At 76.1% G+C, this 19690-nt stretch carries 11 protein-coding genes and 5 tRNA genes; 10 read left to right on the top strand and 6 right to left on the bottom strand.

Annotated features, from left to right (window positions below):
* The first annotated feature begins 2 nt into the window (after nucleotides 1-2).
* Together D459_RS0100130 and D459_RS0100120 are read left to right on the top strand one after the other, a co-directional pair.
* Nucleotides 3-1193: an FAD-dependent monooxygenase gene (locus D459_RS0100130; protein ID WP_017590946.1), complete on the top strand. Its 1191-nt coding sequence runs from the start codon at nucleotides 3-5 to the stop codon at nucleotides 1191-1193.
* Between the two features lie 96 nt (nucleotides 1194-1289).
* Nucleotides 1290-1685, top strand: a complete 396-nt coding sequence (locus D459_RS0100120; RefSeq protein ID WP_241484935.1) for a PGPGW domain-containing protein — start codon at nucleotides 1290-1292, stop codon at nucleotides 1683-1685.
* Between the two features lie 297 nt (nucleotides 1686-1982).
* Here D459_RS0100120 and D459_RS0100115 read toward each other — a convergent pair.
* Nucleotides 1983-2056 (bottom strand) — tRNA-Val (locus D459_RS0100115).
* Nucleotides 2057-2493: 437 nt separating this feature from the next.
* On the opposite strand from D459_RS0100115, the gene D459_RS0100110 reads away from it, so the two are divergent.
* Nucleotides 2494-2910, top strand: a complete 417-nt coding sequence (locus tag D459_RS0100110) for an SsgA family sporulation/cell division regulator (protein WP_017590943.1) — start codon at nucleotides 2494-2496, stop codon at nucleotides 2908-2910.
* A 228-nt stretch (nucleotides 2911-3138) separates the two neighbouring features.
* On the opposite strand, the gene D459_RS0100105 is transcribed toward D459_RS0100110, so the two are convergent.
* On the bottom strand, nucleotides 3139-3981 hold the full coding sequence (locus tag D459_RS0100105) for an aminotransferase class IV (protein ID WP_017590942.1): 843 nt from the start codon (nucleotides 3979-3981) through the stop codon (nucleotides 3139-3141).
* 453 nt (nucleotides 3982-4434) lie between these two features.
* Between D459_RS0100105 and D459_RS0100100 the strand changes: the two genes are divergently transcribed.
* The 6 genes from D459_RS0100100 to D459_RS36450 all read left to right on the top strand — a co-directional run bounded on the left by D459_RS0100100 (nucleotide 4435) and on the right by D459_RS36450 (nucleotide 6279).
* Nucleotides 4435-4866 carry a roadblock/LC7 domain-containing protein gene (locus D459_RS0100100; protein WP_026119917.1) on the top strand — a complete coding sequence of 144 codons (432 nt, stop codon included), beginning with the start codon at nucleotides 4435-4437 and terminating at the stop codon, nucleotides 4864-4866.
* Nucleotides 4867-5026: 160 nt separating this feature from the next.
* Nucleotides 5027-5099: transfer RNA gene (locus D459_RS0100095), tRNA-Gly, on the top strand.
* A 60-nt stretch (nucleotides 5100-5159) separates the two neighbouring features.
* Nucleotides 5160-5232: transfer RNA gene (locus D459_RS0100090), tRNA-Gly, on the top strand.
* A 33-nt stretch (nucleotides 5233-5265) separates the two neighbouring features.
* Nucleotides 5266-5340: transfer RNA gene (locus tag D459_RS0100085), tRNA-Cys, on the top strand.
* A 21-nt stretch (nucleotides 5341-5361) separates the two neighbouring features.
* Nucleotides 5362-5438 (top strand) — tRNA-Val (locus D459_RS0100080).
* A 382-nt stretch (nucleotides 5439-5820) separates the two neighbouring features.
* Nucleotides 5821-6279: a phosphotransferase gene (locus tag D459_RS36450; protein ID WP_206540742.1), complete on the top strand. Its 459-nt coding sequence runs from the start codon at nucleotides 5821-5823 to the stop codon at nucleotides 6277-6279.
* Nucleotides 6280-6324: 45 nt separating this feature from the next.
* Here the strand turns inward: D459_RS36450 and D459_RS0100065 are convergent, their stop codons facing one another.
* Nucleotides 6325-6900 (bottom strand): TetR/AcrR family transcriptional regulator C-terminal domain-containing protein, encoded by a 576-nt coding sequence (locus tag D459_RS0100065; protein ID WP_026119914.1) that lies wholly within the window; start codon nucleotides 6898-6900, stop codon nucleotides 6325-6327.
* Nucleotides 6901-7026: 126 nt separating this feature from the next.
* Here D459_RS0100065 and D459_RS0100060 point away from each other — a divergent pair, with 126 nt between their 5' ends.
* Nucleotides 7027-8310, top strand: coding sequence for an FAD-dependent monooxygenase (locus D459_RS0100060; RefSeq protein ID WP_017590939.1), 1284 nt, complete (start codon nucleotides 7027-7029; stop codon nucleotides 8308-8310).
* Nucleotides 8311-8433: 123 nt separating this feature from the next.
* Here D459_RS0100060 and D459_RS0100055 read toward each other — a convergent pair whose 3' ends face one another.
* The 3 genes from D459_RS0100055 to D459_RS30265 form a co-directional block, all read right to left on the bottom strand.
* Nucleotides 8434-9720, bottom strand: coding sequence for a haloacid dehalogenase-like hydrolase (locus D459_RS0100055; RefSeq protein WP_017590938.1), 1287 nt, complete (start codon nucleotides 9718-9720; stop codon nucleotides 8434-8436).
* A 594-nt stretch (nucleotides 9721-10314) separates the two neighbouring features.
* A complete protein-coding gene (locus D459_RS0100050) occupies nucleotides 10315-11535 on the bottom strand; it encodes an RNA-guided endonuclease InsQ/TnpB family protein (RefSeq protein WP_017590937.1) in 1221 nt (406 codons plus the stop codon).
* Nucleotides 11536-12235: 700 nt separating this feature from the next.
* Entirely contained in the window at nucleotides 12236-19681 is a 7446-nt protein-coding gene (locus D459_RS30265) for a type I polyketide synthase (protein ID WP_051065287.1), read from the bottom strand.
* Between the last annotated feature and the right edge of the window lie 9 nt (nucleotides 19682-19690).

The following is a 19690-nucleotide window of genomic DNA, read 5'->3' as shown; positions in this document are numbered from 1 at the left end:
ACGTGCGGATCGTGATCGTGGGGGCGGGGATCGCCGGGCTGACCCTGGCCGCGGCGCTGGCCGGGGCGGGGCGCCGGTGCGTCATCGTCGAGCAGGCCCAGGACTTCTCCCCGGTCGGCTCCGGCATCCGCCTCGCCCCCAACGCGACCCGCCTGCTCACCGGCCTGGGCCTGGGTCCGGCACTCGCCGAGGCCTCCTCCCGGCCGCTCCGCCGCGACATCCTGCGCTGGGACGACGGCCGCCTGCTGCACAGCACCCCGCTGGGCGGGGAGGCGGAGAAGCGGTACGGCGCCCCGCTGCTCACCCTGCTCCGCTCCGACCTGCACCGCATCCTGCTGGACGCGGTGCCCGAGGGGACCGTGCTCCCCGGGCGCTACGTCACCGACGTGCTGGAGAACAGCGACGAGGTGACGCTGCGCTGCTCCGACGGCCGGGAGTTCCACGGCGACGTCGCGGTCGGCGCCGACGGCGTGCACTCCTCGCTGCGCGCCCTGCTCCGCCCCGGGCGGTACCGCACCTCGGGGCAGGCGGTCTACCGCGGGGTGGTGCCCGCGGACCGGCGCCCCGAGGCCGAGGCCGAGCCGCGCATCCGGATCTGGGTGGGCGGCGACCGGAACTTCACCGACTACCCGGTGTCGGGCGGCCGGCTCAGCTTCTCGGCGACCCTGCCCATCGCTCCCCCCGGTTCCGGGGCGTGGACCACCGAGGGGCGGATCGCCGCCCTGGGGAGCGCCTTCACCGGCTGGGACCCGCGGCTGCTCGCGGAGGTCCCCAGGGCCGAGTGGGTCGGCCTGTGGGAGCTGAACGAGCACGACCCGGTCCCTCCCTGGACCACCGGCCGGGTGGTCCTCGTCGGGGACGCCGCGCACCCGATGCTGCCCTACTTCGCCCAGGGGGCCGACCAGGCGGTGGAGGACGCGGTGGTGCTGGCCGAGTTCCTCCGACACGCCGACGCGCTCAGCGTCGGGCGGGCGCTGGCCGGGTACGCCGAGGCCCGCCGGGAGCGCACCGAGCGGATCCACGCGCTGGGGCGCCGGGCGCTGCGCGCGTTCACCCCGCACGCCGAGGGCGCCCCGGAGGACCGCCCCCTGCTCCTGGGCGATCTGGAGCGGGCCGAGAGCGAGTGGATCTTCGGGCACGACGCCGGTGCGGACGCGGCGCGCCGGATCCGCGGGCCGCGCCGTCCCCGGTGACCCGGGGGCCGGTGCCGGAACGCGCCCGGACCGGGGATTGACGTCCCTGTTTCCGCCCGTATACCCGACCTTGATCCGCCCGATATTGTGTGCACCATGACTCAGACCCCACTGACCGGCACCGAAGAGCCGGACCCGGCGGGATCCAGAGCCACGCCCGCGCACAAGCGGTACTGGCGCCGCATCCGGGTCCGCATGCGCATATGGCGGATGAAGATGCGCTCCCATCCGCTCCTCCACGTCACCTGGCGGACGGTGGTCGGCGTGGTCGGCGGTGCCGTGCTCACCGTGGGCCTCATCATGTGCGTCACCCCCGGACCGGGGATCGCCGGGATCGTTCTCGGCCTGGCGATCCTGTCCAGCGAGTTCGGCTGGGCGAACGGGCTGCTCCGCCGGGCCCGGACGCACGCGGTGCGGGCCAAGGAGTCCGCGCTCGCCGCGGAGCGGCGGCGGCGCGAGCGCCGGCGGCGGAAGAAGGCCGGCCGGCGCTGACCCCCGGGGGCCGCTCGGACCGGCGTCCCCGTATCGGACCGCCTCTTTCCGGTCGCACCGCGCCCTGAATGGGCGGGCCCGGCCGTCCGGCGGTGTCGCGCAGCTCACCCCGGCCCGCTCGAACCTTCCGGCTTCCGGGCTGGTCCGAGAGGGTGGACGGGGAGAAAGCGGGGCGCTCCGGCCAGACGGTGCACGGCGCCGCTCCCGGACGGGGCGCCGCGGCGGCACCGGGGCCCGGCCGAAACCCCAAAAGAAAAAAGCCGACTCCGGTTGATCGGAGCCGACCTTGTCGAGAGGTGGGCGATACTGGACTCGAACCAGTGACCTCGTCGGTGTGAACGACGCGCTCTAGCCAACTGAGCTAATCGCCCTGGTGTCTTCCCGCCTGCTCGGCGGGGCGAACAATGAAAACTCTAGCGCATCCGTCGGGGTGCTCGTGCAACCCGCGTCCCCGGAGGACCGCACAGGGTGTGACCGAGGTCTCAGACCGGACCGGCTCCGCTCGTTCAAAGGCGCGTAAAACGTGAAAGCCCCTCGGCAAAGGGGATGTGAACGGCGGGCGGCGGCGAGGCCACCGGAGCCCCCGCGCGTGGGTGACGGGGCACACACATGATCCGGAAATTCCTGGTTTCCGCAGCTCATTACAGTGACCGAGGATCGCAGAGGCCGTACTTGGACACCCCTTGGCGATCCGGTAGCGAAAAGTCCCGCGATCATCGCGTCATAGATCGCGGACGGCCGCGTTGGAGCGGGTGAGACGGCATACGGTTCCGCGCCGCGGGGCCGGACGAGAAAAGGTTTGGCGAACATGAACAGTAGCGGCACCACTGCCAGCGCCGAGCTGGGCCTGCAGCTCCTGGTCCCGGAGCGCACCTCGGTCCCCCTGGTCGCGCGGCTCGACTACACCGCTGACGACCCCTACGCGATCAAGGTCGCCTTCCACACCGGCGAGGACGAGCCGGTCGAGTGGATCTTCGCCCGCGAGCTGCTGACCGTCGGCATCGTCCGCCCGGTCGGCGAGGGCGACGTCCAGGTGTGGCCCTCCAAGAGCGGCGACGAGCGCACCGTCAACATCGCGCTCTCCTCGCCGTTCGGCCAGGCCCAGTTCGACGCGCCGGTGGCGCCGCTCGCCGAGTTCCTGCACCGCACCTACGAGATCGTCCCGGCCGGCGAAGAGGCCGACCACATCGATCTGGACAGCGAGATCGAGCGCCACCTCTCCTGATCCGCCCGCGCGCCGGCACGGGGCCTACGGGAGCGGCCCCGGCGCACCGCCGCGCGGCCTGGAACGGCCGAGCACGCACGGACCACCCGTGGTTTACCCCGGCACTCCACGACACAAACCGCATCAGCGACATATCCCCCGGCCTCTCGGCAAACGGACGAGTGCCGCGACTCCGGTCGAGTCGCGGCACTCGCCGTATCCCGGGCCCCGGCGGACCGGGCGCCTGGATCAGGGGTCCATGTCGGAGGCGGAGCGCTCCGCGAACACCTCCATCGTCTTGCGGGTCACCGGACCCGGTGCGGCGGGCAGCACGCGGCCGTCGACCGCGCTGATCGGCTGCACGTCGCGGCCGGTGGAGGTGAGGAAGGCCTCGGAGGCCTCCTCCAGCGCCGACATCGGCAGGTCGGTCTCCTCGCCCCCGGCCCACTCCAGCACCAGCTCGCGGGTGATGCCGGCCAGCGGCCCGGCGGACAGCGGCGGGGTCACCAGGTGCCCCCGCACCACCAGGAAGATGTTACTGCCGGTGCCCTCGCAGAGGTTCCCCGCGGTGTTGGCGAAGATCGCCTCGCTGCCGCCCCGCTCCTTGGCGTAGGCGAGCGCCCGCACGTTGCCAGCGTAGGAGGTCGTCTTCAGCCCGGCCAGGTCGCCGTTCTCGTTCCGCGTCCAGGGCACCACGGCGACCTTGGTGGACGGCGCCATCGGCGGCATCGGGGCGACCGCGACGATGTAGGTCGGCTCCGCGTCGCCGCGCTCGGAGCCGAGCGGGCCGAGGCCGCCGGTCATGGTGATCCGGATCCGCGCCGCCTGGGCCTCGGGGGCGGCGTCCAGGGCGCGGCGCACCCCGTCGGCGAGCAGCTCCAGGTCGGGCTCGGGCAGGCCGATGCCGGCCGCCGAGCGGGCGAGCCGGCGCAGGTGCCGGGAGAGCGCGAAGGGCTGGCCGCCGACCCCCTTGACGGTCTCGAAGACCCCGTCGCCCACGGTGATCCCGTGGTCCAGGGCCGGGATCCGGGCCTCCGCGGCGTCCACGACCGCCCCGCGGCCGTACCCTGCCCCCGCGATCCACACCCGCATCGCTCTCACCTCATCATTCGACGGTTCCGATCGGGACCGATCCTGCCACGCGGACCGCCGCCGCGCGGGCCGACCGGCCCCGCCGCCCGGACGGTTCCGGGACGGCGGCCGCACCGCGGCCGGGGCGGCGCCGGGCGCCCCGCCCCTCCTCCGGCGGCCCCGGGGCGGCCCGCGAGGGGGCCTAGGGGTGCGCCGCGCGCCGCGCAAGCCCCGTGTCCGGCAGTGGCCGCGCCGCGCTTTCCGGCCGTCTTTCCGGCCACCGTATGCACAGGTGACCGACGTCCCGGCGGGCTCCGGACACCCGTCCGCGGCCGCGACACAGGCCGGAAATCCGGCTACATGGGTTACGAATGGCTATCATCTGGGCAACGCTTACGGGGATCGCCCCCTCCGGCGCGGACGCCCGTGCCAGACGATCGATCCCGCCCCACCCCACGACAGATCTTGAGAGTCATGACCATTCGGAGCACCGCCCCTGGCGAACTGAGCTGGCTGCTGGACGACCTCCTCACCCGGGCTCAAGGAACACGGCACGCCATCGTGCTGTCCACCGACGGCCTGCTGATGGCCTCGTCCAGCCGGCTGGACCGGTCCGCCGCGGAGCACCTCGCCGCGATCGCCTCCGGCCTGCACAGCCTGGCCGGCGGCGCCAGCCGGCAGTTCAACGCCGGAGAGATCCGGCAGAGCATCATCGAGATGGACGGGGCCTTCCTCTTCGTGGCCGCGGCGGGCGAGGGGGCGTGCATGGCGCTGCTCTCCGACACCGACAGCGACGTCGGCCTGATCGCCTACGAGATGAACAAGGTGATCCAGCGGGTCGGCCAGTACCTGTCCGCCCCTCCCCGGCCGGACATGCCGGTCTCCCCGACACGCGTCGAGCGGTGAGGCCGGCCGGGCCGGCCCGCCCGAGCGGCGGCGGCCCGCCCCCCGCTCGGCACCCCCTCTGGCGATTCGATTTCGCGCTCGCGCCGAAAGTCCGCTAGAGTTCAACACATCGCAGCGAGGGCGGCGACCGGGAGGACCCGGGAGGCACCCCCAGAGCGATGCGGACGTGGCTCAGCTGGTAGAGCATCACCTTGCCAAGGTGAGGGTCGCGGGTTCGAATCCCGTCGTCCGCTCTGAGCCGCCTGGCGGCTCGCAACAAAACAGGGTACGGGGGGTTCGCCCCCGCGTATCACGCGGACGTGGCTCAGCTGGTAGAGCATCACCTTGCCAAGGTGAGGGTCGCGGGTTCGAATCCCGTCGTCCGCTCGGAGAGAGGCACTCGCGAGGCCACGTGCTCGCGGCGGAGTGGCCGAGTGGCTTAGGCAAGGGACTGCAAATCCCTGTACACGGGTTCGATTCCCGTCTCCGCCTCCACCCCTTGTTCCGGGGAAACCCGGGCGGTTAGCTCAGTTGGTTAGAGCGCTACCTTGACACGGTAGAGGTCACAGGTTCGAATCCTGTATCGCCCACCACCTCGACGGCAGGTCAGAGAATGCTCTGGCCTGCCGTTCGCGTTCCCCGGCCCCCGGGCCCGGGTGGCGCGGCGGCCCTGCGGAGGAGGCGGAGATCGGACACGTCGAGATCGCCGGAGGCCGGGTCCTGCGCGCCGCGGGCCCCTGGACGCCCACCGTCCACCGCCTGCTCCGCCACCTCCGCGCCGCGGGCTTCACCGGGGCCCCCGCCCCGCTCTCCCTGGAAGGCGGCACGGAGGCGGTCGAGTACATCGAGGGCGAGGCGGGGAACTACCCGCTCAAGACGGCGGTCCGCTCCGAGGGGGCGCTGGCCGGCGCGGCCGGGCTGCTGCGCGCCCTGCACGACGCCGCGGCCGGCTTCGACCACCGCGGCGGCACCTGGATGCTCCCCCCGCGGTCCCCCGCCGAGACGGTCTGCCACGGCGACTTCGCCCCGTACAACTGCGTCTTCCGCGGCGGCAAGGCGGTCGCGGTCATCGACTTCGAGGCCGCCCACCCGGGACCGCGCAGCTGGGACATCGCCTACGCCCTCTACCGCTTCGCCCCCTTCACCGCCCCCGGCAACCCTGACGGCTTCGGCTCCCCTGCCGAGCGGGCCCGCCGCGCCCGCCTGTTCTGCGACGCCTACGGCCTGGCCCCCGACGCCCGCGAACGCCTCCCCGGGGAGATCGCCGACCGCCTCCAGGCCCTGGTCGACCTCATGCTCGCCCGCGCCGCCGCAGGCGACCCCAAGTTCACCGAGGACGTCCGGCAGGGCCACGCGGACCTCTACCGCCGCGACATCGCCCACATCCGCCGCCACGCCCCCCGCATCCGCGAAGCCCTCCGCCCGCACCGCTGAGGCCGCGGGGGCCGGCGCGCCGGAGGCGGCAGGACCGGGGGCCGTTCAGTGGTCGGCCAGGAGCCTGGCGACGCCGAACTCGAACCGCTCCTCGAAGGACTCCTCGGCCAGCAGGGGGAACACCCGCTTCAGCGCGGGGCGCGGACCCACGTCGCGGGTGCGGATCGCCCGGTCGGGCAGGGCCTGCTCCTCCTGGGTCAGTCCGAGGACGAAGTAGACGAGGCTCCAACTCGTCCAGGCGGCCTCGCGGTCGGACATGCCGCCGTCGAGCAGGGCCGCGACGAGCGCCTCGGCGACGTCCAGGGTGGCCGGTTCGGCCGCGTAGGTGCCGGCCACGACGGCCGCGCCGTCGCGGTGGGCCAGCAGGGCGCGGCGGTAGCGGCGCGCGATCTCGGCCGCGCGGTCGCGCCAGTGCTCCGGCAGGCCGTCGAGCGGGACGCCCGCGACGATCGCGTCGGCCATCAGCTCCTCCAGCCTGGCCTTGCTCTTCGCGTGCCAGAGGACGGTGTTCATCCGCACTCCGAGCCGCTGCGCGATGGCGCGCAGGGAGACGGCGGCCGCGCCGCGCTCGTCGAGGACGTCCAGGGCCGTCCGCACCACATCCGCTTGACTCTTGGTCACTGACCTAGTGTACTCGTCACCACATGTTGGTCAGTGACCAAGAACGCTCATGCGGAGGGTGTGGGAGACGTGGGAGACGCGGGTGCGGCAGGCGCGGCGCCGGTACCGGACGGGCGCGGCGGAGCGGTGGACGACGTCGTCATCGTGGGGGCCGGGCCGACCGGGCTGTGGCTCGCCGGGGAACTGCGGCTGGGCGGGGCGTCCGTGACGGTCCTGGAGAGCCGACGGGAACGGGACCCCCATTCGAAGGCGCTCACCATCCACCCCCGCACCATCGAGATCTTCGACAGCCGCGGCATCGCGGAGCCGTTCCTGGCGGAGGGGGTGCGCATTCCCGACGGGCACTTCGGCGGACTGCCGGACCGGATGGACTTCTCGGTGCTGGACACCCCGTACCCCTTCACCCTCGCGCTGCTGCAGGCCCGGTCCGAGGAGATCCTCGAAGCCCGGGCCCGGCGGATGGGCGCCGCCGTCCGCCGGGGCTGCCGGGTCGCGGGCCTCGCCCGCGACGGCGCCGGGGCGGCGGGCGGCGTCGTGCTCGCGGACGGGGAGGTCGTCCCGGCACGCTACGTCGTCGGCTGCGACGGGACCCGCAGCACGGTCCGGACGGCCGCGGGCATCGACTTCCCCGGTACCGACGCCACGACGTGGGGCTGGCTCGGCGACGTGGTGCTCGACGCCCCGCCGGAGCGCGGCGCCGCCTCCTTCTCCGGCACCGGGGGCGGCCTGCTGGTCGTGCCGCTGCCGGGCGGGATCCACCGCCTCGCCGGCAGCGACCCGCTCACCGACCGGCCGGAGTGGCCCGGCGATCTCACCCTCGACGAACTGCGGGCGACGGTCCGGCGCATCACCGGCACCGACTTCGGCATGCGCGACCCGGTGTGGCTGTCGCGCTTCGGCAACGCGACCCGGCAGGCCGCGGCCTACCGCGCGGGCAACGTGCTGCTGGCCGGGGACGCGGCCCACATGCACTTCCCGACCGGCGGCGTCGGCATGAACGTCGGCATCCAGGACGCGCACAACCTCGGCTGGAAGCTCGCCGCCGTCGCCACCGGCCGCGCCGACGGGCCGCTGCTCGACACCTACCACGAGGAACGCCACCCGGTCGGCGCCGACCTGCTCGAACACACCCGCGCCCAGACCGCGCTGATGACGGCGTACTCCGCTGAGGGCCAGGCGCTGCGCGCAGTGGTGAGCGGACTGATCGCGACGTCCCCGGACATGTCCCGGGAGCTGGCCGAGCGCCTCTCGGGGCTGAACGTCGCCTACGCGACCGGCGGACGCGTCCGCAACCTGCGCCTGGAGGACGGCGGCACCCTGTTCGAGCGGCTGCGCGGCGGCGGGCACGTCCGCACCGAAGCCGGCCTCGTCCGCCCGGACGGCCACCTCGCGGACCCGGCGGCCGCCTGACCCCGGCCGGCCCGCCGCCGGCACCGCGGCGGCCGCGGGTCCGGAGGACATGCCCTCTCCGCTCTGCCGCGGGCGCCGAACGCGGTGCGGGGCGGCGGCGGAAGGCGGCCGGGGCGGCCCGGGTCAGTGGGCGGTGTCCTGCTGGTCCGGGATGGCGGTGCCGTCGTCGCGGAGGACCGGGGCGGTGCCGCCGTTGGGGCGGGTGTAGCCGGTGGTGGAGCAGGGGTAGGGGTCGGTCCGCTGCGGGAGGGGGTCGATGAACATCGGGTTGACCAGCCAGGCGCCGTCGGCGTCGTCGTAGGCGCGGCACATGATCTCGTCCTGGTTGCGGTTGACGACCAGGCGGGCATGGGTCGCGTCGGAGACGAAGGAGACGTCGGTGTCGGAGTCGCCGGAGCCCAGTGCGATGCGGCGGCCGGCGTCCTGCCGCTCCCAGGCGTCGGGGCCGTCGACGCCGAAGATCTCCTGGTTGACCCAGCAGCGCTTGCCCTCGATGTAGGGGATGACCTCGCCCCGGCCGCCCTCGGTGCCGCCGCACCCTTCGTTGCGGGTGGTGATCCGGCCGCCGTCCAGGACGCTGCGGATCGCGATGGTGCGCGACGGCGGGACGCCGACGCCGGCCGCCCAGACCTCGGCGATCGGCTCGAAGCCGGCCGAGACGATGTGGACGTCGAACCCGGCCCGGCGCAGGGTGCGGATCAGGTCGCGCTGCTGCGGGTAGTAGCGGACGTAGCCGGGGACGGTGTGCGTACCGACCCGCTGCACGGCGCCGACCGGGGCGGCCAGCGCGCGCCTGCGCGCCTTCCGGGCGATCTCGCGGACCTCCTCCGGGGTGCGCCCGGCGAACAGCTGCGGGACCCAGGCGTACTCCGGGACCGTGCGGCGGTGGTTCCACCGGCCTTCGAAGGCGCGCTCGCCGCTCATCGTCCGCGCCTCGCCGCGGATGGAGAGGATCTCGTCGGCGCAGCCGGCCTCGGTGGAGGTGGGCAGCGGTTCGTCGACCGGCACCTCCGTGCCGCAGGCCTCGGTCAGCGCCCGGTCGGCCGCCGGGGTCAGCCACGGGCTGACGCCGCTCCAGTCGGCGGGGCGGAGGATCTCGTCGTGCTGCAGCGCCCAGACCAGCGTCGCGTCGGTGACGTCGTTCTTGGTGACCGTGTCGTCCCAGTCGAACGCGGCCACCGGCCGGTCGCCGCCGCGCCCGCCGCCCCCGCCGTCCTCACCGCAGACGCCCAGTTCGTCGATGACCCGCTGCAGTTCGGCGCGGTTGCCGCCGTACCACTCCAGATCCTCCGAGAGGGTCGGGCAGCGGCCGTCCGCGGCCCGGCCGGCCTCCGCCGCGGCGGCCCCGGGCCCCGTGCAGGCGACCGCGGCGGCCAGGGCCGCCGCACCGATCCGTGCTGGGATGCGCATGTGCTCCTCCGTCACTCGGCGGTGGCGGCCCCGGAAACGGTCACCGTGTGCGGCCACCCGTGATCAGAACGCAACATACACCGGCGCCGCCGGGCCGCGCCGACCCGCGCTCCGATCTGTGGACGGCGGCGCGGACCCGATCGGCGCGGAACGGCACGAACCGGCCGCCCGGGCCGGCCGCCGCCCCCTTGTCCGCGTCCCGGGCCGGTGCCACGCTGGTCGGTGTCCCGCCCGGCTCCCCGCCCTCCTCCCCCCGGGAAGGATCCCGATGCAGCAGCCCCTGCCCCCTCCGGCGGTCCGCGGCTCCCCGGGGGATTCGCCCCGCTGCGCCCCGGCGACCCGCGGGTGATCGGCCCGTTCCAGCTGGTGGGCCGGATCGGCGCGGGCGGCATGGGCGCGGTCTACGGGGCGCTCGGCGGGCGCGGCGAGCGGGTCGCGGTCAAAGTGATCCACCCGTTGCTTGAATCTCAGCGATCGTCTCGCTGGTCTTCTTCCTGCTTCACCGACCGCCGCCGGCTCCGAAGAGCGAGGTCTCACGCGGTCTCCGCGAGGCGTTTTTCCTCTCCGGGCAACTTCCCGGCGAGGGGTCCGATGTCAAGCGGCGCTTTCTTCGAGCATCCTGGCGAGGAGATTGCCCGCTGCGTTGGCGTCCCGGTCGTGGACGGCGCCGCAGCCGGGGCAGGCCCAGGTGCGGTCGGCCAGCGCCAAGGCGCGGTTGACCCGCTTGCAGTGGCCGCAGGTCTTGGATGAGGGGAACCAGCGGTCGGCCTTCCACACCGTGGAGTCGTACCAGTCGGCCTTGTACTCCAACTGGCGGACGAACTCGGCGAACCCGGCATCGGAGACGGCGCGGGACAGCCTGCGGTTCCTGGCCATGCCCTTGACGTGCAGGGTTTCCACGGCGACGGCCGACTTGGTTCTCGCCAGCCTGGTGGTGGTCTGGTGCAGGAAGTCCCGCCGCCGGTCGGCCACCCGCAGGTGCAGCCGCCCGACGCGGCGCCGGGCCTTTTCCCGGTTCTTGGAATCCTCAGCCGAGCGGGAGAGCCTGCGCCCGGCGCGCTTGAGGGCGCGTTGTGCGGCCTTGAGCGGTTTCGGGGCGTGGATCTCCTCGGTGGTGCCGTCACTGTTGGCAATGACCGCGAAGGTCTTCAAACCGAGGTCGATCCCGCAGGCGGGAGCACCATCGGGCACCCGGCGGCGCTTGTTGAGGTCGTCGCGGTCCACTTCGATCTGGAAGGAGACCCACCACCGTCCGGCCCGCTCGCGGACGGTGGCGCCAAGGATCCGGGCGGAGCCGGTGGCCGTCCGGCCGGTCAGCCACGACATGTCCTCATGCACCGCCACGTCCCCGATCCCCGGGAGGCGCACGGTGCGGGTGTTGAGCGGTCTGGCGCGGTCGGCGTCGTAGCGGAACCGGGAGCCGTGCTTGCGCCTGCGCCACCTCGGCCAGCCCACCCGGGTCCCCTTGCGTTTGCCGTCCCGGGAGGCGAAGTAGTTCTTCAGACCCGCCGCCCGCACCCGGCACGCCTCCTTGGGCACCCGGGAGGACAGCCCGCCCTGGGAGAACCAGGGGTAGCGCTCCGGGTGAGCGGCGCGCCACTCCCTTTCCAACGCCGGGGCCGACCACGGCACCTTGGTCAGGTCCTCGCCGGTGATGCCGTAGCTCTCCTCGGCCTTGCGCTGGGCGTACTTCTTCCGCACCGTCTCCAGGCAGAAGTTCTCCACCACCCGCGACAGCCCGCAGTGGCGGCCCATGGCGACCGCTTGCTCGCCGGTGGGGGCCAGCTCGCAGCGCAGCCCCTGCTTATGGCTCACGCGCAGCCCTCCTGTACGACGGCGAGTGCCTTCCCCGTCCGCCTGCACAGCAGACGGGCGGAGAACAGTGCCACTGCATCGGTCATGGCACACGCCCCCTCCTCGGAGGCTTCGCCTTCGTCCATGACCCGCAGGGTACGGTCCCGCACTGACAGTAAAGACTCGATGCGGTCCGGACCGGGCGGGCCGACCGCGGGCGCCCTGTCTCCAGAGGGGGGACGGGAAACCGGCCCGCCGGCGTCTTCGACCACCGGCACGGCCGTCCCGCCTTCTTGCCCCGCTTTCAGGCGCTCTGATGGTGACCGCCCTGCATGCATGCCCGATCGCTGAGCCGCACGTGAAGACCATGGCAGAGGAACACTGATCAACGCCGATGAATCGGTCGGCAGAATTCAGCCCCGAGTCTGGCCGAGATCATGGAGGACGCCGAGGTCACCGCCTGACGGGTCGGCCGCTCGCCGCTCCAGACCGCCGACGGCGAGCAACCGATGAGAGGCGGGGCCGGCGGAGACCGGGGCCGCCTGCGACCGGACCGGCCGCCTCCGGGCCCACCGCCCCTCCGCCTCCCCCGCAAGACCTGACCGCCCGCAGGAGTGCAGGAGACCGGGGCCGCGGGATGCGGCCCCGGTCGACCTCGCTCTTCGGAGTCGGCGGCGGTCGGTGAAGCGGGAGGAAGACTCAGCGAGAGGAACGCTGAGATTCACTCAACGGTCAGGCGTGCTCCCACTCCCCCCCTGCACTGGGCCGGGACCGGGGCGGCGGGGCGGGCGGACTCCGTGTCGGCCAGCCGGGCGTGCACCGCCCGCGCCGCCGCCCCGGCGTGCTCCTCCAGCATGGTGAGGTGGTCGCCGGGGACCCGCTCCTCGGTGTGCGGGAGCGGCCAGTCGAACCGGCACGCCTCCGCGGGCATCGGCTCCCCGTCCAGGCCCGGCAGGGGCTCCTGCGGGCGGAGGAAGACCGCGGGCGCGGCCACCTCCGGCGGCGTCCACTCCCAGAAGAGCCGCAGGTAGCCGCCGCCGGCCGTGGCGCGGACCGGGTCGACCAGGCCGAGGTCCGCCTCGCGCGCGGCGATCCCGGCGCCCACCACGTCCAGCGTCCGGTCGTCCCCGGGGGCCGGGGTGTCCAGCAGGAAGAGCGCCTCGGGGCGCGCTTCCCGCTCTTCGAGGCGCCGGGCGGCCGCGTGCGCCGCCCACCCGCCGGAGGAGCGGCCGAGCAGGGCGAACGGCCGCCCCGCCGCGTACTCCAGGACCGCGCGCGCGTGCACCTCGGCCAGCGCCCCCAGGCCCGCCGGCAGCGCCTCCCCGTGCTCGAATCCCGGGTGCGGAAGGGCCGCGACGTCCCGCTTCCCGCGCAGCGCCGCGGCGAACCGGGCGTACTCGTGCGGCCCGGCGGCCATCACCAGGGAGGGGAAGCAGATGAGCAGGGCCCGCCCGTCCGCCGGTGCGCCCTGGGCCAGCCGGACCGGGCGCACCGGCTCCCCGCGCTCTTCGGCCGACCTGAACACCGGCCGCAGCACGGACGCCGTGCGCAGCATGGCGGCCCCCTCCGCGGCCCTTCCGGTGCGGCAGGCCTCCAGGAAGAGGCCGACCAGGCCGCCGTCCGCGGGGTCGGGCGCGGTGGAGGGCGGAGCGGAGGGCGCGGCCGCGCCGGAGGCGGGCGCCCCGGCCTCCGGTGCGGGGGCCGCTCCCCCGGTGGCCGTCCCGGTGCCGACCGGGGCGGCAGGCCCTTCGGGGGCGGTGGAAGGCGGGGCCGCCGGAGCGGTTCCCGCCTCCGTGCCCGGTGCGGCGGGCGCCTCGGAGGCGGTGGAGGGCAGGGCGGAGGACGGCTCCGTGCCCGCCGCCGGGGCGGCGGGCGCCGCGGTCTCCAGGTGTCCGGCCAGGCGGCGCGGGGTGGGATGGGCGAAGACCGCGCCGGAGGCGAGGCGGGTGCCGAGGTCGGTGCCGAGGCGGTTGCGGAGCTCGACCGCGGTGAGCGAGTCGAAGCCCAGCTCCAGGAAGGAGGCGTCGGGCGGGACCGCCCCCGCCCCGCTGTGCCCGAGGACCTCGGCGGCCCGGGTGCGGACCAGGGTGAGCAGGTCGGACCGGTCGACCTCGGCGGCGGGGGCGCGCCCGCCCCGGCCCGGGGCGCCGGCCAGGCCGCGCAGCACCGGCGCGGTGTCGCCGGCGTCCGCGGCGCGCAGGCCCGGCAGGTCGAGCGCGGCCGGCACCAGGTGCGGGCGGCCGGAGGCCAGGGCCGCGTCGAACAGCTCCAGGCCCAGCCGGACCGGCATGGCGCGCAGCCCGGCCCGGCCCATCCGGGCCAGGTCTGTCCCGGTCAGCTCCTGCGCCGCGGCGCCGCGGACCTCCCACAGCCCCCAGGAGAGCGAGGCGGCGGGCAGTCCGAGGGCGGCGCGGTGCTCGGCGAGCGCGTCCAGGTAGGCGTTGGCCGCCGCGTACCCGGCCTGGCCGGCCGTGCCCAGCACGCCCGCCGCCGAGGAGAACAGCACGAACGCCGCCAGGTCGGCGTCGAGGGTCCGCTCGTGCAGCGCCCAGGCGGCGTCCGCCTTGGCCCGCATCACCGCGTCGACCCGCTCGGCGGTGAGCGAGGCGGCCGTCCCGTCGTCGATGACGGCGGCCGCGTGCACCACCGCGGTCAGCGGCCGGTCCTCGGGGACCGCCCGCAGCGCCCGGTCCAGGTCCTCCGGGTCGGAGACGTCGCAGGCCAGGACGGCGGCCTCGGCGCCCAGCGCGGCCAGGTCGGCGCGGAGCCGGCCGGCGCCCGGGGTCCGGGGGCCCTGCCGGCTCAGCAGCAGCAGGCTGCGCACCCCGTGCTCGGCGGCCAGGTGCCGGGCGAGCCGGCCGCCGAGCGCGCCGGTGCCGCCGGTGATCAGCACGGTGCCGCCGGGGTCCAGGGGTCGGGGCACGGTCAGCGCGATCTTCCCGGTGTTGCGGCCGCGCTGGAGCCGGTGCAGCCCTTCCCCGGCCGCCCGCACCGGCAGGCAGGAGAGCGGCGGCAGGGGCAGTATCCCCTTGTCGAACAGGGCCGTGATCTCGGTGAGCATCTCGGCGGTCCGGTCCGGCCCGGCCTGCTGGAGCTCGAACGGGTGGTAGACGGCGCCGGGGTGCTCCGCGGCGACCCGGTCCGGGTCGCGCTGGTCGGTCTTGCCGAGCTCGACGAACCGGCCGCCGCGCACCAGCAGCCGCAGCGAGGCGTCGACCAGCGGGCCGGTCAGCGAGTTGAGCACCACGTCGACGCCGGTGCCGCCGGTGGCGCGCAGCACGTCGTCCTCGAAGGCGGCGGAGCGGGAGTCGGAGACGTTCTCCGCGGGCAGCCCCATCCCGAGCAGCACCGGGCGCTTCTCCCGGCTGGCCGTGGCGAAGACCTCCGCCCCCAGGTGCCGGGCCAGGTGCACGGCGGCCATCCCCACCCCGCCGGTTCCGGCGTGCACCAGCAGCCGCTCCCCGGGGCGCAGCCCGGCGACGTCCACCAGGGCCCGGTAGGCGGTGAGGTAGACGCCGGTGGCGGTGGCCGCCCGGGCGAAGCCCCAGCCCGGCGGGATCGGCGCCAGCAGCCGCCGGTCGGCCACCCCGACCGGGCCGACGGCCGCGCTGAGCAGGCCCATCACCCGGTCGCCCGGGGCCAGGCCGTGCACCCCCGGGCCGGTCTCGGTGACCACCCCGGCGGCCTCGGAGCCGACCCTCGCGGTCCCCGGGTAGGCGCCGAGGGTGAGCAGCAGGTCCCGGAAGTTCAGGCCGACCGCCCGCACCTCCACCCGGACCTCCCCCTCGCCCAGCGGCCGGGAGGCGTCCGGGTGCGGTACCCGGGCCAGGCCGTCGATGCGGCCGCTGCCGTCCGGTTCCAGCCGCCAGCCCCGGTCGGTGAGCGCCCCGGGGTCGGCGCGCTCGGGGACCAGCCGCGGGGCGAGCGGTTCGCCGTGCCGGACCGCCGCCTGGGGCTCGTCCGAGGCCAGCGCCCACGGCAGCAGGTGCTCCTCGCCCGGGCCCAGGTCGACGATGCGGAACCGCCCCGGGTGCTCGGTCTGCACCGACCGCAGCAGCCCCCACACCGCGGCGCCGGCCGGGTCGGCGACGCCCTCCCCGGCCCGGGTCGCCACCGCCCCGCGGGTGACCAGCACCAGCCGGGTGCCGTCCAACCGGTCCTCGGCGAGCCAGCGCTGCACCAGGTCCAGGGCGGCGCGGACCGCCTCCCGGGCGGCCTCGGGCCCGGTGCCCTCCCCGGCACCGGGCGCCGCGGCGACCGCGAGTCCGGGGGCGGGGGCGCCCGCCGCCACCGCCTCGGCCAGCCCGGCCGGGGAGGGGTGGGCGGGGAGGGCGGCGAGGGCCCCGGCGGCGGGGTCGGCGCCGAGCAGCGCCCACCGGCCGGCCGGCGGCGGGCCGGACGGCCGCGGACCGGTCTGCACCCAGTCGAGCCGGTACAGCGACCGGCCCGCCCCTCCGCCCCCGGGCCCGGCGGCCTCGCGCACGGTGAGCGCGTCGGCGGTGAGCACCGGGGCGCCGTCGGGCAGGGCCGCCTCGACCCGGTAGACCTCCTCTTCCGCGCCGCCGGTCCGGGTGAGGGAGACCCGCAGCCGGGACGCGCCCGCGCGGTGCAGCCGCACCCCCTCCCAGGCGAAGGCCATCCGCAGCCCGGGCCGGGGCTCCCCGGCGCCGTCGACGAGCATCGCGTGCAGGGCGGCGTCGAGCAGCGCCGGGTGGAGGCCGAACCCGCCGCCCGGGCTCTCCTCGGGCAGCTCCACCTCGGCGTGGACCGCGTCCGCGGTGCGCCATGCCGCGCGCAGCCCCTGGAACGCCGGCCCGTACCGGTAGCCCCGGTCGGCCAGGCGCCGGTAGACGCCGTCCAGCGGGACCGGTTCGGCGCCCGGGGGCGGCCATGCGCGCGGCCCGGCCGGCTCCCCGGCGGGGCCGGGCTCGGCCAGCACCCCCTCCGCGTGCAGGGTCCACCCGCCGCCGGTGTGCTCCGGGCGCGCCCCGCGCGGTTCGGCCGGGCGGGAGTGGATGCGCAGCGCGCGGCCGCCGCCCGGCCCGGGGGCGTCCACGGTGAGCTGGATCCGGAGGTCCCGGTCCGGGGGGAGCTCCAGCGGGGCGAGCATCTCCAGCCCTTCCAGGACGGGGCGGCCGCAGCGGGCCCCCGCGTGCAGTGCCAGGTCGAGCAGGGCGGTCCCGGCGAGCAGGGCGGTGGAGTCGGTCGCGTGGTCGGCCAGCCAGGGCTCCTCGGCCAGGGAGAGCCGCCCGGTGAGCAGCGGCCCCGCGCCGTCCGGCCGGGGGAGCTCCGCGCCGAGCAGCGGGTGGGCGGCGGCGGGCGCGTCGCCGCCGGTGCGGCGGCGGGGGGCGAGCCAGTACCGCTCCCGCTGGAAGGCGTAGACCGGCGGGTCCGCCGGGTGGGCGGCGCCGGGGCCGAAGAGCAGGTCCCGGTCGTAGGCGACGCCGGAGGCGTGCGCCTCGGCGAGCGCCTCGGTGAAGCGGTCCCGCCCGCCGTCGCCCCGGTGCAGGGTGGACAGCACGGCGCCGCCCGGGTCGGCGGGAGCGCCGACCGCGGCCTCCAGCGTCGCCTCGATCCCGTCCGCGACCACCGGGTGCGGGCTGACCTCGATGAACGCGGTGCGGCCGCGTTTCGCCAGATCGCGGATGACCGGTTCGAACAGCACCGGCCTGCGCAGGTTGGCGAACCAGTACCCGGCGTCCAGCGCGGTGCCGCGCACCGGGGCCCCGGTGACCGTCGAGTGGATCGGGACCTGCTCCGGCCCGGGGTGCACGGTGCCCGCCGCGGCCAGGAAGTCCGTGCGGATCCCGTCGACGGCGGGGCTGTGCGCGGGGTAGGACACCGACACCCGCCGCGCCGGGTACCCCTCGGCCGCGCACCAGGCCTCCAGTACGGCCAGTGCGGCGGGGTCTCCGGCGACCACCGCCGCGGCCGGGCCGTTGCGGGCGGCGACGGTGAGGCCCCGGTCCGCGCCGGCCAGCCAGGCGTCCAGCCGGTCGGCCGGCGCCCCGACCGAGACCAGGGCGCCCCGGCCGACCAGCGGCAGCGCGGCCCTGCTGCGCACCGCGACCAGCCGGGCCGCGTCGTCCAGGGTGAGCGCTCCGGCCACCGCGGCCGCGGCGATCTCGCCCTGGGAGTGGCCGACCACCGCGGTGGGCCGGACCCCGCAGGCCTGCCAGACGGCGGCCAGCGACACCATCATCGCGAACAGCGCCGGCTGCACCACGTCGACCCGGTCCGCGCCGGGGCCGCCGCGGCCGCGCAGCACGTCGGTCAGGGACCAGTCGACGTGCGGCCGCAGCGCCGCCTCGCACTCGGCCGCCCGCGCCGCGAACACCGGGGACTCCTCCAGCAGCGCGGCGCCCATGCCCGCCCACTGGGAGCCCTGCCCGGGGAAGACGAACACGGTCTGCTCCGGCGGGCGGGTGCGCCGGGGCGGGACGGTCCGCACCCGGTCGGCCGGCCCGTGCGCGGCGCCGGCGCGTCCTCCGGCGAGGCGGCGCAGCCCGTCGGCGAGGCCGCCGGGGGTGCGGGCCAGCACCGCTCCGCGGTGCTCCAGCCGGGCGCGGGGCCCGGCCAGCAGGTGCCCGGCGCCCTCCGGCAGGCCCGGTTCGGCGGCGTGGGCGTCCAGGTACTCCGCGAGCGCGCGGGCCTGCGCCGGGACGTCCTCCGGGGTGCGCCCGGCGACGGTCCAGGGCACCGGCCCGCCGGGGGCGAAGGGGCGCTCGGCCGGTGCGGTCCGCCCCTCGGCGGGGGCCTCCGGGGCGCCGTCCGCGGCCGGTCCGGCGGCGGACGGCTCCTCCAGGACGAGGTGGGCGTTGGTGCCGCTGATCCCGAACGAGGAGACGCCGGCCCGGCGCGGCCGCTCCCCCGGCGTCCAGGGTTCGGCGGCGCTGAGCGGCCGGAGCGCCGAGCCGTCCCAGTCGACGTGCGGGGTCGGCCGGGTGATGTGCAGCGACGCGGGGAGCAGCCGGTGCCGGAGCGCGAGCACGGTCTTGATCACCCCGGCCACCCCCGCCGCGGCCTGGGTGTGGCCGATGTTGGACTTGACCGAGCCGATCGGCAGCGGCCGGTCCCGGTCCGCGCCGTAGACCGCGCTCAGCGCCTCGGCCTCGATCGGGTCGCCCAGCCGGGTGCCGGTGCCGTGCGCCTCCACGGCGTCCACGTCTCCGGGTTCCAGCCCGGCGTCGGCCAGCGCCGCGCGGATCACCGCCTGCTGCGCCGGGCCGCTGGGCGCGGTCAGCCCGTTGGAGGCCCCGTCGGAGTTGACCGCCGACCCGCGGATCACCGCCAGCACCGGGTGGCCGTTGCGCCGCGCGTCCTCCAGCCGCTCCAGCAGCAGCAGGCCCGCCCCTTCGGCGAAGCCGGTGCCGTCGGCGCCGGCGTCGAACGCCCGGCACCGGCCGTCGGAGGAGAGCCCCTGCTGCCGGGAGAACTCGACGAACAGGGCGGGGGTGGCCATCACCGCGGCCCCGCCGGCCAGCGCGAGCGTGCATTCGCCGCCGCGCAGGCTGCGCACCGCCAGGTGCAGCGCGACCAGGGAGGAGGAGCAGGCGGTGTCGACCGTGACGGCCGGGCCGCGCAGGCCCAGGGCGTAGGCGATCCGGCCGGAGGCGACGGCGCCGGAGGTGCCGGTGGTCCAGAACCCGCCGGCCTCCTCGGTGGCGTCGAGCGCGTCGGCCGCGTAGTCGTGGTTGCCGATCCCGGCGAACACCCCGGTGCGGGTGCCGGCCAGCGCGGCCGGGTCGATCCCGGCCCGTTCCGCGGTCTCCCAGGCCAGTTCCAGCAGGATCCGCTGCTGGGGGTCCATGGCGGCCGCCTCGCGGGGGGAGATCCCGAAGAAGCCGGCGTCGAAGTCCGCGGCGCCGTACAGGAAGCCGCCCTCCCGGGTGGAGGAGGTGCCGGCCCGGCCGCGCTCGGGGTGGTAGAGGCGCTCGGTGTCCCAGCCCCGGTCGGTCGGCCACCCGGAGACCGCGTCGGTCTCCGAGGCGAGCAGCTCCCAGAGCCGGTCCGGGGTGTCCGCGCCGCCGGGGAACCGGCAGCCCATCGCCACGATGGCGACCGGCTCCCGGCGGGCGGCCTCGGCCTCCCGCAGCCGGGCGCGTGTCCGGCGCAGGTCGGCGGTGGTGCGTTTGAGGTAGTCGAGGAGTTTCCGGTCGTCCGCCATCACGGCCTC

The organism is Nocardiopsis potens DSM 45234 (assembly GCF_000341105.1).
GTDB classification, from domain to species: domain Bacteria; phylum Actinomycetota; class Actinomycetes; order Streptosporangiales; family Streptosporangiaceae; genus Nocardiopsis_A; species Nocardiopsis_A potens.
This window is presented reverse-complemented; position numbering and strand designations above follow the sequence as displayed.

What these genes read in the sequence shown, in the direction of transcription:
- D459_RS0100120 (WP_241484935.1), top strand. Translation starts at nt 1,290, where the DNA reads ATGACTCAGACCCCACTGACCGGCACCGAAGAGCCGGACCCGGCGGGA.
- D459_RS0100110 (WP_017590943.1), top strand. Translation starts at nt 2,494, where the DNA reads ATGAACAGTAGCGGCACCACTGCCAGCGCCGAGCTGGGCCTGCAGCTC.
- D459_RS0100105 (WP_017590942.1), bottom strand. Translation starts at nt 3,981, where the DNA reads ATGCGGGTGTGGATCGCGGGGGCAGGGTACGGCCGCGGGGCGGTCGTG.
- D459_RS0100100 (WP_026119917.1), top strand. Translation starts at nt 4,435, where the DNA reads ATGACCATTCGGAGCACCGCCCCTGGCGAACTGAGCTGGCTGCTGGAC.
- D459_RS36450 (WP_206540742.1), top strand. Translation starts at nt 5,821, where the DNA reads ATGCTCCCCCCGCGGTCCCCCGCCGAGACGGTCTGCCACGGCGACTTC.
- D459_RS0100055 (WP_017590938.1), bottom strand. Translation starts at nt 9,720, where the DNA reads ATGCGCATCCCAGCACGGATCGGTGCGGCGGCCCTGGCCGCCGCGGTC.
- D459_RS30265 (WP_051065287.1), bottom strand. Translation starts at nt 19,681, where the DNA reads ATGGCGGACGACCGGAAACTCCTCGACTACCTCAAACGCACCACCGCC.